The sequence below is a fragment of the Mesorhizobium sp. M0563 genome, from assembly GCF_040321065.1.
Lineage (GTDB): Bacteria > Pseudomonadota > Alphaproteobacteria > Rhizobiales > Rhizobiaceae > Mesorhizobium.
On the sequence record NZ_JAMYQV010000018.1, the window covers coordinates 31731 to 45267 of the forward strand.

General features: G+C 62.2%; 14 protein-coding genes. 5 read left to right on the plus strand and 9 right to left on the minus strand.

All coding sequences use genetic code 11. The annotated features are described in order from the left end of the window. Nucleotides 1-275 precede the first annotated feature (275 nt). Together clpX and NKI50_RS21655 are read right to left on the minus strand one after the other, a co-directional pair. Complete coding sequence (gene clpX, locus NKI50_RS21650; RefSeq protein WP_006332719.1) at nt 276-1550, minus strand: ATP-dependent Clp protease ATP-binding subunit ClpX; 1275 nt, start codon at nt 1548-1550, stop codon at nt 276-278. A gap of 305 nt (nt 1551-1855) precedes the next feature. After that, nucleotides 1856-2485, minus strand: a complete 630-nt coding sequence (locus tag NKI50_RS21655) for an ATP-dependent Clp protease proteolytic subunit (protein WP_023674655.1) — start codon at nt 2483-2485, stop codon at nt 1856-1858. 347 nt (nt 2486-2832) lie between these two features. Here NKI50_RS21655 and NKI50_RS21660 point away from each other — a divergent pair, with 347 nt between their 5' ends. Further along, nucleotides 2833-3423 carry a hypothetical protein gene (locus tag NKI50_RS21660; protein WP_352717526.1) on the plus strand — a complete coding sequence of 197 codons (591 nt, stop codon included), beginning with the start codon at nt 2833-2835 and terminating at the stop codon, nt 3421-3423. Nucleotides 3424-3427: 4 nt separating this feature from the next. Here NKI50_RS21660 and NKI50_RS21665 read toward each other — a convergent pair whose 3' ends face one another. After that, nucleotides 3428-4531 carry an NAD(P)/FAD-dependent oxidoreductase gene (locus NKI50_RS21665; protein ID WP_352717528.1) on the minus strand — a complete coding sequence of 368 codons (1104 nt, stop codon included), beginning with the start codon at nt 4529-4531 and terminating at the stop codon, nt 3428-3430. A gap of 195 nt (nt 4532-4726) precedes the next feature. Here NKI50_RS21665 and NKI50_RS21670 point away from each other — a divergent pair, with 195 nt between their 5' ends. Continuing rightward, a complete protein-coding gene (locus NKI50_RS21670) occupies nt 4727-5974 on the plus strand; it encodes a cytochrome P450 (protein ID WP_023717326.1) in 1248 nt (415 codons plus the stop codon). Nucleotides 5975-6007: 33 nt separating this feature from the next. Here the strand turns inward: NKI50_RS21670 and NKI50_RS21675 are convergent, their stop codons facing one another. After that, complete coding sequence (locus tag NKI50_RS21675) at nt 6008-6358, minus strand: cupin domain-containing protein (protein ID WP_352640074.1); 351 nt, start codon at nt 6356-6358, stop codon at nt 6008-6010. A gap of 5 nt (nt 6359-6363) precedes the next feature. Next, the gene (locus NKI50_RS21680) at nt 6364-7647 is read right to left on the minus strand and encodes an O-acetylhomoserine aminocarboxypropyltransferase (RefSeq protein ID WP_352640073.1); all 1284 of its coding nucleotides are present in this window, start codon (nt 7645-7647) and stop codon (nt 6364-6366) included. 360 nt (nt 7648-8007) lie between these two features. Here NKI50_RS21680 and NKI50_RS21685 point away from each other — a divergent pair, with 360 nt between their 5' ends. Beyond that, nucleotides 8008-9627, plus strand: coding sequence for a PLL family lectin (locus NKI50_RS21685; protein ID WP_352640072.1), 1620 nt, complete (start codon nt 8008-8010; stop codon nt 9625-9627). A 55-nt stretch (nt 9628-9682) separates the two neighbouring features. On the opposite strand, the gene NKI50_RS21690 is transcribed toward NKI50_RS21685, so the two are convergent. The 4 genes from NKI50_RS21690 to NKI50_RS21705 are packed head-to-tail and all read right to left on the minus strand — an operon-like array spanning nt 9683 to nt 12243. Continuing rightward, complete coding sequence (locus NKI50_RS21690; RefSeq protein ID WP_352717531.1) at nt 9683-10204, minus strand: CoA-binding protein; 522 nt, start codon at nt 10202-10204, stop codon at nt 9683-9685. Next, nucleotides 10201-10977 carry an AAA family ATPase gene (locus NKI50_RS21695; RefSeq protein WP_352481312.1) on the minus strand — a complete coding sequence of 259 codons (777 nt, stop codon included), beginning with the start codon at nt 10975-10977 and terminating at the stop codon, nt 10201-10203. Before NKI50_RS21695 ends, NKI50_RS21690 begins: the two co-directional genes overlap by 4 nt. 12 nt (nt 10978-10989) lie before the next feature. Continuing rightward, entirely contained in the window at nt 10990-11412 is a 423-nt protein-coding gene (locus NKI50_RS21700; protein ID WP_023717320.1) for a VOC family protein, read from the minus strand. 9 nt (nt 11413-11421) lie between these two features. Then, nucleotides 11422-12243 carry an enoyl-CoA hydratase gene (locus tag NKI50_RS21705; protein WP_023717319.1) on the minus strand — a complete coding sequence of 274 codons (822 nt, stop codon included), beginning with the start codon at nt 12241-12243 and terminating at the stop codon, nt 11422-11424. Between the two features lie 149 nt (nt 12244-12392). Here NKI50_RS21705 and NKI50_RS21710 point away from each other — a divergent pair, with 149 nt between their 5' ends. Both NKI50_RS21710 and rplM read left to right on the plus strand, forming a co-directional pair. Then, entirely contained in the window at nt 12393-12857 is a 465-nt protein-coding gene (locus tag NKI50_RS21710; RefSeq protein WP_352640071.1) for a PaaI family thioesterase, read from the plus strand. A gap of 214 nt (nt 12858-13071) precedes the next feature. After that, nucleotides 13072-13536: a 50S ribosomal protein L13 gene (gene rplM, locus NKI50_RS21715; protein WP_023717317.1), complete on the plus strand. Its 465-nt coding sequence runs from the start codon at nt 13072-13074 to the stop codon at nt 13534-13536. Nucleotide 13537 lies beyond the last annotated feature (1 nt).

Here is a 13537-nt window from a genome sequence, read left to right on the forward strand (position 1 = left end):
AACCTTTCATGTCGCGGCCGCCAATCGGCCAACCGCGAATCTCATATTAACGACCGGGGATCGTTCCGCCTACCACCGTTTGTGACGGGAGTTTTACAGCACAGAATTCGGCACCACGGCCTTCTGCCATTAGTTGGAGGCACAGGGGGTAAAGATCAAGGGTCAACACGGTCCGTCCCTCCAATCCGCGGCCATTACGCGGCGCCGTACGCAGTGTGCGACAGCAAAACGGCGCCCTGCGGCGCCGTTTCACAAAAATCCATTGCCGGCTCACGTCAGGCGCTGACGTTGCCCTTCTTTTCCTTCTGCTCGGAATAGATGTAGAGCGGCCTGGCGTTGCCTGACACCACCTCTTCCGAAATAACGACTTCGCGCACGCCTTCCAGCGCCGGCAGCTCGAACATGGTGTCGAGGAGGATCGCTTCCATGATCGAACGCAGGCCGCGCGCGCCGGTCTTGCGCTCGATGGCGCGCTTGGCGATCGCCGACAGCGCGTTCTCGTGGAAGGTCAGGTCAACATTCTCCATCTCGAACAGCCGCTGATACTGCTTGACCAGCGCGTTCTTCGGCTCGGTCAGGATCTGGATCAGTGCCGGCTCGTCGAGGTCCTCCAGCGTCGCCAGGACAGGCAGACGGCCGACGAACTCGGGAATGAGGCCGAACTTCAACAGATCCTCAGGCTCGACCAGGCGGAAAACATCGCCGGTGCGCCGATCCTCGGGCGAAGCGACGATGGCGCCGAAACCGATCGAGGTCTTCCTGCCACGATCCGAGATGATCTTGTCCAGGCCGGCGAAAGCGCCGCCGCAGATGAACAGGATGTTGGCGGTGTCGACCTGCAGGAATTCCTGCTGCGGATGCTTCCGGCCGCCCTGCGGCGGCACGGAGGCGACAGTGCCTTCCATGATCTTCAGCAGTGCCTGCTGCACGCCCTCGCCCGACACATCGCGGGTGATCGAGGGATTGTCCGACTTGCGCGAGATCTTGTCGATCTCGTCGATGTAGACAATGCCGCGCTGGGCGCGCTCGACATTGTAGTCGGCCGACTGCAACAGCTTCAGGATGATGTTCTCGACGTCCTCGCCGACATAGCCGGCCTCGGTCAGCGTCGTCGCGTCGGCCATGGTGAAGGGGACGTCGATGATGCGGGCCAGCGTCTGCGCCAGCAGCGTCTTGCCGCAGCCGGTAGGGCCGATCAGCAGGATGTTCGACTTCGCCAGCTCGACGTCGTTGTTCTTGCCGGCATGGGCGAGGCGCTTGTAGTGGTTGTGGACGGCCACCGACAGCACACGCTTGGCGTAGGGCTGGCCGATGACATAGTCGTCGAGAACCTTTAGGATTTCCTGCGGGGTCGGCACGCCCTCGCGCGACTTCACCATCGAGGTCTTGTTCTCCTCGCGGATGATGTCCATGCACAGTTCGACGCATTCGTCGCAGATGAACACCGTCGGCCCGGCGATCAGCTTGCGCACTTCGTGCTGGCTTTTGCCGCAAAACGAGCAATAAAGCGTGTTCTTGGAATCACCGCTGTTGTTGCCGACCTTGCTCATTTTCATGTCCTTTCATGGCCGCCCGCCGATGGTCTGGTTGAAAGGGCGCATATTCAATCTATCGCGGGAATCCGCCGCCGCCAGTGCCCCGGCTCCCGCAACGCATTCCGTACGAAACACAAATCGGAAAACGGGGCAATGATTCGAACAACCCCACGCAAAGCTAAGCCGTCGAAAATCAACATAGCCTTAACGTAGGCAATTGCACCCGTCGAGGGAACAGCCAATTGTGGCCGAAATGCCGCAAGCTGCGCCAAAAGCGTGTGATCCCCGCCACTCACTGCCACCGCAGGGCCACCGCGTGCCTATAAGGCAATACCTTCGACCGGCTCACGTGACGAAATGACCTTGTCGATGAGGCCGAAATCCCTGGCCTCGTCGGCAGTCATGAAATGGTCACGGTCGAGCGTTTTTTCAATCTCATCGTAGCTCTTGCCGGTGTGCTTGACGTAAACCTCGTTGAGGCGGCGCTTCAGCTTGATGATGTCCTGGGCATGGCGCTCGATATCGGAGGCCTGGCCCTGGAAGCCGCCGGACGGCTGGTGGACCATGATGCGGGCGTTCGGCGTCGCAAAGCGCATGTCCTTGTGGCCCGCCGTCAAGAGCAGCGATCCCATCGATGCGGCCTGGCCGATGCACAGCGTCGACACGGCAGGCTTGATGAACTGCATGGTGTCGTAGATCGCCATGCCGGAGGTGACGACGCCGCCGGGCGAGTTGATATAAAGGTTGATTTCCTTCTTCGGATTCTCCGCCTCGAGGAACAGCAGCTGCGCGCAGACCAGCGTCGCCATGCCGTCCTCGACCGGGCCGGTGATGAAAATGATGCGCTCCTTGAGGAGCCGCGAGAAAATGTCATAGGCCCGCTCGCCGCGATTGGTCTGTTCGACCACCATCGGAACGAGGTTCATGTAGGTTTCGACGGGGTTCTTCATGGACTATCCCTTTTTGAGGATGGGATTCCGGCGCCGGAGATTTGCAATCGGGCAGAATCGGTTCTGGATCGTTATTGTGTAAATAGGATGCCGGCTCACCCTAGCGCAAGGCCGCCTCTCCTAGCCATCCGGTTAAGTCGAATCAAGGTTTCCAAACCAAGTTTCGCCCGTCGCCGTGCCGGCAGCCCTCTCCTGCCGCCGGAAGGGACGCTCATGCTTGGCCGTTGTTTAGCAGTTTCTTAACCGCATCGCTTAACGAAAAGCGGTGAAACCGCTTTTTCCAGCCGCGGCTTGCCCTACAATCCAACGTTGAACCCGCTTCACGCAGTTCAAACAGGGGGAGTGCGATGATCAGGAAAACTGCTTCCTTGGCTCTTACCGGCATCGCCGTACTCGGCATGGCATCCGAAACGGCTGCCAGCGGACGCGCGGTTGAATGCTACGAGAAGGTCAACCGGCCGGCCGTCTACGACACGGTCTATGAGGACGTGCTCGTCAGTCCGGCCGGCCAGCAGGTGGAATACGAGGCGCCAATCTACGGGACGCGCGAGCGCGTAGTGCAGATCGCGCCGGCGCGCGTCAGCTACGAGATCGCGCCCGCCATCACCCGCACCATCTACCGGTCCGTGAGGGTCGACGACGGCGGCTATTCCTGGGAATGGCGCATCATCAATGGTCGCAAGGTCCTGTGCAAGGTCAGGCACAAGGCGCGCTATGAACGTGTGGCCGAGATCGTCGTGGTTGAGCCGGAACGCCGGCGGCGCGTTGTCCTCCCCGCCGAATACGAGAGCGTCGCCGAAGAGGTGCAGGTGCGGCCGGAGCAACGGCGCATCATCGACATTCCAGCGTCTTATCAGACAATGGCGCGCCGCGTGGTGGTCAGGGAGGGCTCATCCAGCTGGCGGCGCGTGCATATTCCGAGGCATTGCCGATACTAGGCGCTCAGGCCGCCTCGGCCCTGAGCCATTTCTTCAGGCCGTCGACATCGCCATTGCCGACGCAGGCCGCAACCCTTCTGCCAACTGCCGCGCCGAACTTGTAGCCGTGGCCGGAGCAGGCCGAGACGACCAGGCATCTGCCCTTTTGGTGGGCCAGAAATTTCTGGTCGGCGGTGAAGGTGTAGGCGCAGGTGACCACCTCGGTGACCTTGTACTCCGCGATACGGGCAATCGGCGGCGAAAACAGGTTGCGGATCGCCTCACCCTCGCCCGGTACCGGTTGACGGTTCCAGTCGGCATCGCTGGTCGGTACTCGGTGCAGGCCTGAGCCGAACTTCATGCCGGCGGCGCCGGAGGGCGGGATCACGTAGCCGTCGACGGAGCCACCGACGTCGAGCACAACCGGTGCTGCTTGCCAGGCTGCCTTCAGGTCCACCGGCGGCTCGACATAGGCGAGCGCGGTGCGCCAGGTTTTCAGCTCGCCATCCAGCTCCGGGAACAGTTTTAGCACCCAGGCGCCGGCAGCGACGACGATCCGGTCGGCCTGCATCGTTTCGCCCCTCGCAAGCACGACATGTCCGGCGTCGGCGTCGATCTCGACCACCTTGCTGTTTTCGTAGACATTGGCGCCGTTCGCGCGCAGCCATCTGGTGAGGCCCGAGGCGATCTTGCGGCAGTGCAAGGCGCCACCGTCCGGTGAAAAATATGCATAGCGGAATGAACCGGGTTCTAGGAACGGCCAGCGGTCGACCGCGGCGTCCGGTTCGAACAATTCGAACGGGTAGTTCCCGGCTTCCATGCCTTCGCGGTATTCCTCGGCCGCATCTCCCGGCTCGCGCGAAATACAGATGAAGCCGCGCGGATCGAGATGGCTTTCGCCGAGATCGGCCCACATTTCGTCCCAGGCTTCATAGGCGTTGGTGATCAGCCGGCCGTAGCCCGTCCTGGCCCGATAGGCGCGGCGAATGATGCGATGGTGGTCGCCGGAGGCGGCGAGCGGATTGGGGATCGGTCCCTGCTCGACGATCGAGACGAGGTGACCGGCCTTGACCAGCGACCACGCCGTGGAAAGCCCGGCAATGCCTGCACCGACCACGATCACATTCATGAAAACCGTCCTTCCACAACCGCTTTGGTGGCTCACCTCACGGGAGGGCCAACATACGGTCTGGCACCAGACTGGCAAGCCTTGGAGCGCCGCGCGTCCTTCGACGCGCAAAGGACGCTCCAACACTTTGAATCTGCGCATGATCCTTTCCGAAAACCGATTCCGGTTTTCGGGGTCATGCGCTAATGGTCTGGCATGACCGAATTGAAGCCGCCCTACCTTGCCTTTGATCCAGCCACCCGCCGACTGCGGCTCGATCCGCACGAGCCGGCTTTTTTTCAGGACCCTTACGAAGCCTACGCTTACCTGCACGGTGCATCGAGCGCCATCTTCTGGGAAGAATTTGGTTTCTGGTGCTTTGGCGGCTTCGACGACGTCAACCGTCTGCTGCGCGATCGCCGCTTCGGCCGGCAGAACCCGGCCGGCATTCCGGACAGCCGGGGCATCGGCCAGGATCGCACGCATCTCAGCGCCTTCGACGGCATCGAGGCCAATTCGATGCTGGAGCTGGAACCGCCCGTCCACACACGGCTCAGAACGCTGGTCAACCGGGCCTTCGTCTCGCGCCAGGTCGAGCGGCTCAGGCCGCGCGTCGAGGCGCTGGCCAACGAACTGATCGACCGTTTCGAACCAGGGGAAGTCGACCTGCTGCCGGCGTTCGCAGCTCCCTTGCCGATCACCATCATTGCCGAGATGCTCGGCGTACGGGTCGACATGGGTCCGCAGCTGCTCGACTGGTCGCATCGGATGGTCGCCATGTACATGCATGGCCGCACCCGCGAGACGGAGGACACGGCCAATCGCGCCGCGCGCGACTTTTCGAATTTTTTGCGCGGCTACGTCGCCGAGCGGCGAAAGAGGCCGGGCGAGGATCTTCTGTCGCTGCTGATTGCGGCACAGGAGGATGGCCAGAAACTGTCGGAGGACGAGCTGGTATCGTCGGCGATCCTGTTGCTCAATGCCGGCCATGAAGCAACCGTCCACCAGACCGGCAATGCGGTGCGCTCGATCCTTGCGCAAGGCGGCGACCCGCGCCGCTTCTTCGCCTCACCGGAAGCAACAGCCGCGACGGTCGAAGAGTGCCTGCGCTTCGACGCGCCGCTGCACATGTTCACGCGTTATGCCTATCAGGAGGTCGAGGCTGGGCCTGGGATCATCGTAGGCCCTGGCGAGACGATCGGTCTGCTGCTCGGCATGGCCAATCGCGATCCCGTCGCCTTTACCGAGCCCCTCGCCTTCAGGCCGGACCGCGCCGACCAGAAAAACCTGTCGTTCGGCGCCGGCATTCATTTCTGCATCGGCGCGCCGCTCGCCCGGCTCGAATTGCAGGTGTCGCTGAAAACCTTGTTCGAACGCCTGCCGCAGCTGCATCTTGCCGAACAACCACGCTTTCGCGACAGCTATCATTTCCATGGGCTGGAAACGCTCGCCGTGGGCTTTTGAGGATTCGATCCGATAGGCTCAGCCGACAGGCGATCAAAGCTTGATCACATACTCCTTGCGAGTCGTTTCAAGCACTTCCCAGCTCCCCTTGAAGCCCGGCCTCAGCACGAAACTATCGCCGGCTTTGACGGTGCGCGCCTTGCCGCCGTCTTCGGCGATCACCGAAACCCCTGACAGGATGTGGCAGAACTCCCATTCATCATATTCGATGCGCCATTTGCCTGGCGTCGCTTCCCAAATGCCGGCATAGAGGCCGCCGTCCTGTTCCTCGACATTCCAGGTGCGGAATTTCGGATCGCCCGAAATCAGGCGATCCGGCGCGGGTGCGCCAAGTTCCGGTGCGACGGTGTCGACGCCGACGGAAAGAAATCTCGGCGTGGTCATGGCGATCAGACCTTGGCGAGAGCCTGTTCCAGATCGGCGACGATGTCGTTGACGTCCTCGATGCCGACCGAAAGCCTGACCGTGTCCGGCCCTGCCCCGGCATTGATCTTCTGCTCGTCGGAAAGCTGGCGATGCGTGGTCGATGCCGGGTGGATGACCAGCGACTTGGTGTCGCCGACATTGGCCAGGTGCGAGAACAGCTCGAGCGCCTCGACGAACTTGATGCCCGCCGCGTAGCCGCCCTTCAGCCCGAAAGTGAACACCGCGCCGGCGCCCAGCGGCGAGTACTTCTTCTGCAACGCATTGTTCTTGTCGTCGGGCAGGCCGGGATAGGACACCCAGGCGACCTTGGGATGGTTGGAAAGCCATCCGGCGACCGCCGCCGCATTGTCGCAGTGGCGCTGCATCCTGAGCGGCAAGGTTTCCAGACCGGTCAGGATAAGGAATGCATTGAACGGCGAAATCGCCGCGCCGATGTCGCGCAGGCCGAGCACGCGCGCGGCGATGGCGAAGGCGAAATTGCCGAAGGTCTCATGCAGGACGAGGCCGCCATATTCGGGGCGCGGCACCGACAGCATCGGATATTTGCCCGACTTCGACCAGTCGAACGTGCCGCCGTCGACAATGGCGCCGCCGATCGAATTGCCATGGCCGCCGATGAACTTCGTCAGCGAATGCACGACGATGTCGGCGCCATGCTCGATTGGCCGCAGCAGGTAGGGCGAGGCCAGCGTGTTGTCGACAATCAGCGGCAGGCCGTGCTTGCGGGCAATGTCGCCGATCTTCTCGATATCGACGAAGACGCCGCCCGGATTGGCCAGGCTTTCGATGAAGATCGCCTTGGTCCTGTCGTCGATCTGGCTCTCGAAGGTCGAGATGTCATTGGTGTCGGCCCAGCGCACCTGCCAACCGAAATTCTTGAAGGCGTGGCCGAACTGGTTGATCGAGCCGCCGTAAAGCTTTGTCGCTGAAACGAAATTGTCGCCGGGCTGCATCAGATTGTGGAAGACCAGCACCTGCGCGGCATGGCCGGAGGCGACCGCAAGGCCTGCCGTGCCGCCTTCGAGTGCCGCGATGCGCTCTTCCAGCACCGCCTGTGTCGGGTTCATGATGCGGGTGTAGATGTTGCCGAACGCCTTCAGCCCGAACAGCGAGGCGGCGTGGTCGGCATCGTCGAAGACAAAGGAGGTCGTCTGATAGATCGGCGTCGCTCGCGCCCCAGTCGCCGGATCCGGCTTGGCGCCGGCATGGACGGCGAGCGTGTTGAACCCGGGCGTGCGCTGAACCATGTCGATATTCCTCTCCTGCCCACTGATACGGCCGGCATTGTTGGCCGATCATTGGCGCGAATGCAAAGGAGAAAAATTCCAGCCGACTTGTTCCTTCGGTGCAACCGGCTCGGGCATCGCGGGCTGAGGAGAATGGATTTGCGCCTCGCAAAAGATTGGGCCGGCGTGGCTCCCCGCCACAAGCCTGCTTCGCCGGCTCGCCACCCCGCGAAGCCGCCGCCTTCTTCCATAAGCCATCCGTAAGTCCGGCTCTGTCAGCCTGCGCGTCGGCAGCAATTTACTGCCTCCGACCATGGCAACAACCATGGGACTCCCAAGCATCCGCTGATGGACAAAGGCGATTATTCAAGGAGTATCTCAATGACGCTGCTGATCAATCTGCAAAGCATCAAGTGCCTCAACGAGACCAACGAGCTTTCGGCTTCCGACGAAGTCTACGTCCTGGTGAGCGTGGCGAACATGCGCCCCACCGCGCCGGGACTGCCCGCCGTGCCGGACCTCCAGGTCTTCAGCTTCGGCATCTTCGAGGACATGGACGACGATGACGAGCATCCCGTCACCGTGAACGGGCAACCGTTCTGGGGCACGAACGGAACCCCTCAGCCCATCCAGAATCCGGCCGACGTGGCAATTGTCGTCTCGCTGATGGAGCAGGACAACGGCTCGCCAAATCAATACCGGAACCTGGTGAGCATCAGGGGGGCGGCCTCGCTTACGGCGTCGCTCGGTGACCCCGACCCGCGCAATCGCGCGGCGCGGCTAACCAGCGACATCGGCAGCGTGTTGAACGGCATCGACCTGCCGATCCCCTTCGCGCTCGACGACGACCATCTCGGCACGCAGGAGCTCAGGCTGGAGGGGGCAGACCTGATAGATTTCGGCGTCAGGGACCGGCGCATGATCATCGAAGGCGACGGCGGAACCTACGAGTTGATCTTCCGGATCACCTTCGTCGGGACGTTGCGCGACGTGCCCGGCGTCAAGGGCATCGCATCGCTGGCCCGCATTCCGGGAAGCATGGAAATCTGGTGGACCAGCCCCAGCGGGTCGATCGAGGTCGGCTTCTGGTACGACGGTGGCCGTTGGAACCGCTATCGCCTGGCACCGGACGGAAGTGCCGCGCCTGGCACCGCCATCGCCGCCGTCTCACGTATCCCGCAAAGCATGGAGGAATGGTGGATCGGCCCAGCTGGATCGGTCGAAGCCAACTTCTGGTACGAGGGGGGCCAGCCGACCCGCTATCAGCTGGCGCCGAACGGCAGCGCCGCTCCCGATGGCGGCATCGTAGCGGTATCGCGCATCCCGAACAGCATGGAGGTCTGGTGGATCGGTCCCAACGGCTCGATCGAGGCGGCCTTCTGGTACGAAGGGGGCCAGTGGACACGTTATCAGCTGGCACCGGACGGCAGCGCGGCGCGCGGCGGCAGTATCGCAGCCGTCTCGCGCATCCCGAACAGCATGGAGGTCTGGTGGATCGGGCCCAACGGCTCGATCGAAGTCGCCTTCTGGTATGAGGGCGGCCAATGGACGCGGTATCAGCTTTCACCGGACGGCAGCGCCGCCGTCGGCGGCACCATCGCCACGCTGTCGCGCATCCCGAACAGCCTCGAGCTCTGGTGGATCGGGCCGCACGGATCGGTCGAAGCCAACTTCTGGTATGAAGGCGGCCAGCCCACCCGCTATCAGCTCGCGCCGAACGGCAGCGCCGCGATCAATGGCGGCATTGCAGCAGTTTCCCGCATCCCTGGCAGTATGGAAGTGTGGTGGACGGGGCCGAATGGGTCGATGGAGGCCGCGTTCTGGTACGAGGGCGGACAGTGGACCCGTTATCAGCTCGCGCCGGACGGCAGCGCCGCGACCAATGGCGGTATTGCCGCGGTCTCCCGTATCCCGAGTAGCATGGAGCTGTGGTGGGTCGACGGCGGCGGACGGATCTCGGCCGCCTTCTGGTACGAAGGCGGACAGTGGACCCGGTACTAGCGATCGGCGGGCGGCACGATGAGGTTCCCGCTCTCCCAGATGCGGATGCGGGAACCTACTTCTGGCGAACGCCGAAACTCTGGAAACCCGGCCGCATCAGCGGCTTCTTCGACGACAGCACGCCGGAATTGACGCCGGTCCAGCCGATCTCGCCCGACAGCTTGCCATATTCGATCTTGGGGCAACGGTTCATCACCACCTTGATGCCGGCGGCTTCGGCGCGTGTGGCCGCCTCGTCATGGCGTATGCCAAGCTGCATCCAGATGACCTTCGGCAGCGGATCGAGCCGCAGCACCTCGTCGACAATGCCCGGCACGGCAGCGGACGCGCGAAACACGTCGACCATGTCGACAGGTCCCGGAACGTCGGCGAGCCTGGCTAAGGTCATCTGGCCTAGGATCTCCTTGCCGGCCTGGCCGGGATTGATCGGGAACACCGAAAAGCCCTTGCCGAGCAGATATTTCAGCACGAAATAGCTCGGCCGCACGTCATTAGCCGACGCGCCGACCATGGCGATGGTCTTCACCGAATTGAGGATGCCGGCGATATAGGCGTTGTCGTAAGCGTCGTGGTTCATGCCTCGTCCTCATACAGCGCTTCGGCGAAAAAACCATCTGGATCGTTGCAAAAATTGCGCATCATGCGGAAATGATCGGTGTCGTGAAAATCGGTCGGGTCGAGCCCGGACCGGCTGATGCGGAACAGCCGCGCGCCGGGACAGGCCATCAGCAGCGGCGAATGCGTCGCCATGATCACTTGCGCCGTGCCGGACTGGTCCATCCGCCGCAGCATCTTGAGAAGTTCGATCTGGCGCGTCGGCGACAAGGCGCTTTCGGGCTCGTCGAGGATGTAAATGCCTTGCCGGCGGCAGCGCTCCTCGAAGAATCTGATGAAACCCTCGCCATGCGACCAGGACAGGAAGTCGGGCGGCGCCTCATGTGCGTCGATGGCAGCCTGATCTAGATAGCGGGCAACCGAATAGAAGGATTCGGCGCGAAAGAACCAGCCGGCGGTGACCTTCGGCAGCCAGTGGCCGCGCAACGTCGCCGCCAGCGCTGCGCCGCTCTTGTCGACGGCGCGGGAGTGATCGACCGGCATGTAGCCCTTGCCGCCGCCGGCTTCATCGTAGCCTGCCAGCGCGCCGATCGCTTCGAGCAGCGTCGATTTACCGGTGCCGTTCTCGCCGACGATGATGGTGATCGGCGTGGTGAATTCGAGCTCGAATTCATGGCGGTGAAAGATCGGCAGGTTCCAGGGATATTTTTCCCAATCGACGACCCGGCTGGGCTCGATCAGGATACGCTTCAGATAGGGTGCCTTCAGCCGCGTCAGTTGCTTGCGATGAGCCAGAGGGGAACCTCGTCAGGCCGGCAGCGAAATCGATCCGTCTTCCGCGATCGGAAAAGCCGGATTGTGCGCCACTTCCCAGACATGCCCGTCCGCATCGGCGAAATAGCCGTACCAGCCACCCCAGAAGGCCCGTTGCGCCGGCTTGACGATACGGCCGCCGGCCTTCTTGGCCAGCGCCAACACTGCATCGACCTCGGCGTCGGAGCGGGTGTTGTAGGCGAGGTAGACGGCCGACGGCGCGTTGCCGAAGGTCACGCCTGAATCCTCCTCGGCGCTTGGGCGCGGAAACAGGGCAAGGATGGCGCCACCCATCTGGAAGAAAGCAACGCCCTCGGTGATCCCGGCATGGCGGGTCAGGCCCATCGCCTCATAAAAGCGCGTGGCGCGGTCGAGATCGTCGGTGGCGATGGTGATGATGGAGATGCGCGGTTCCATATCCGCCTCCTATTCCTCCGGCCATTCCGGCTTGCGTTTGCCAATGAAGGCGCCAATGCCCTCTTCCGCATCGCGCGCCAGCATGTTCTCGACCATGACGCGCCCGGTGTAATCATAGGCCTCGGCCAGCCCCATTTCCGCTTGCTCATAAAAGGCTTCCTTGCCGATCTTGACGACCAAGGACGATTTGGACGCAATGGTTTGCGCGTATTTGGTGACAATCTGATTCAGATATTCGCGCGGCACGACGCGGTTGACCAAGCCGAATTCCTTAGCGGTTGCCGCTTCGATCGTTTCGCCGGTCAAAAGCATCTCCATGGCGTGCTTGCGCGAGACATTGCGCGACAGCGCCACCATCGGCGTCGAGCAGAACAGTCCAATATTGACGCCCGGCGTGCAGAAGGTCGCCTCGTGCGAAGCGATGGCGAGATCGCAGCTGGCGACCAGTTGCAATCCGGCCGCCGTCGCCAGGCCGTCGACTTCGGCGATCACCGGCTTGGGATGGCGAACGATCGCCTGCATGAGTGAAGCGCAGGCGGAAAACGTCTTTTCGAAGAAGGCCCTGCCGTGATCGGCATCGGCGCGGTGCGTGCTTAACTCCTTGAGGTCGTGCCCGGCGCAGAACACTTTGCCGGCCGCCCCAAGGACGATGACGCGGACGGACTTGTCGGCCTTGGCGCGGTCGAGTTCCGCCATCAGCGCCGCCATCACTGAAAGCGAAAGAGCATTGGCCGGCGGATTGGCGAGCGTCAGGCGCAACACGCCCTTATCCAGCCGGGCGGCGACCGGCCCTTCAGCAACGGCAGGCTTGATGGCGACGATTTCGGCCATGGGTCATTCCTCCGCGATTCCGGATCGGTGATGGACTAATCTAGTATGCGGGTCTCGCTTCGTCCAACACCCCGCCTCTGCCATAATGAATGGCTGTTGCCAGAAACGGCACGCTGCGCTCAAACAGGCAGGCACAACGAGAGACCGCCATGCCTGCTCAAAGCAATCTCAAGCCGGTGCTGACGGCTGCTGGCGTCAACGCGCTTGTGGCGACTGTTTTCCCGCAGCTCAACGACCAGTTCACCTTCTACGAGGCGTTGGAGGTGTTTCCAGGCGGCTGTGTTGTGCGGCTCAATGCTGACGAGCGCCATTTGCGTCCCGGCGGCACCGTATCGGGTTCGGCGCTGTTCACGCTGGCCGACATAGGCGGTTATGTCTGCGTGCTCTCGCATGCCGGACCGGATGCACTTTCGGTCACCACCAGTCTCAACATCAATTTTGTCCGCAAGGCCGAGGCCGGGCCGATCGACGGCCATTGCCGCATCCTCAAGCTCGGCAAGAGCCTGATGGTGTTCGATATCGACATCGTCGCCGGCCCGGAGGGACACACGGTAGCGCACGCAACGGGCACCTATTCGATCCCGCCAAAGCGGATTGGAGATGTGGTAAAATAATACCTTGTGCTCAAATCATTGTTTTTGCTTGATTTTACCCCAGAGATGGCTTTTCACGCGCCTTGACGTAGTCGCCGCTCTCTCCTATAAGCCCTCACGGAACAGCGGCCCGCAAAGGCCGCCGTTTTGTTATTGGCGGCGGGCAAGTGCCTTTCGCCAATCCAAGCAACAAGAAACGCCTTCTTTTGAAGGTCCGAACCGAAAGCAACAATCCATGACAACCTTTTCGCAGAAGCCTGCGGATGTGGTGAAGAAGTGGGTGCTGATCGACGCCGAGGGTCTCGTCGTCGGCCGTCTCGCCACTGTCATCGCCAATCATCTTCGCGGCAAGCACAAGCCCACTTTCACCCCGCATGTCGACGACGGCGACAACGTCATCGTCATCAATGCCGACAAGGTGGTGTTCACCGGCAAGAAGTTCACCGACAAGGTCTATTACTGGCACACCGGTCACCCCGGTGGCGTCAAGGAACGCACCGCGCGCCAGCTGCTCGAGGGCCGCTTTCCCGAGCGTGTCGTTGAGAAGGCCGTCGAACGCATGATCCCGCGCGGCCCGCTCGGCCGTCGCCAGATGAAGAATCTCCGCGTCTATGCAGGCACGGAACATCCGCATGTCGCCCAGCAGCCCGTCGTCCTCGACGTGGCCAAGCTGAACGCCAAGAACAAGAAGGTTTCGTAAG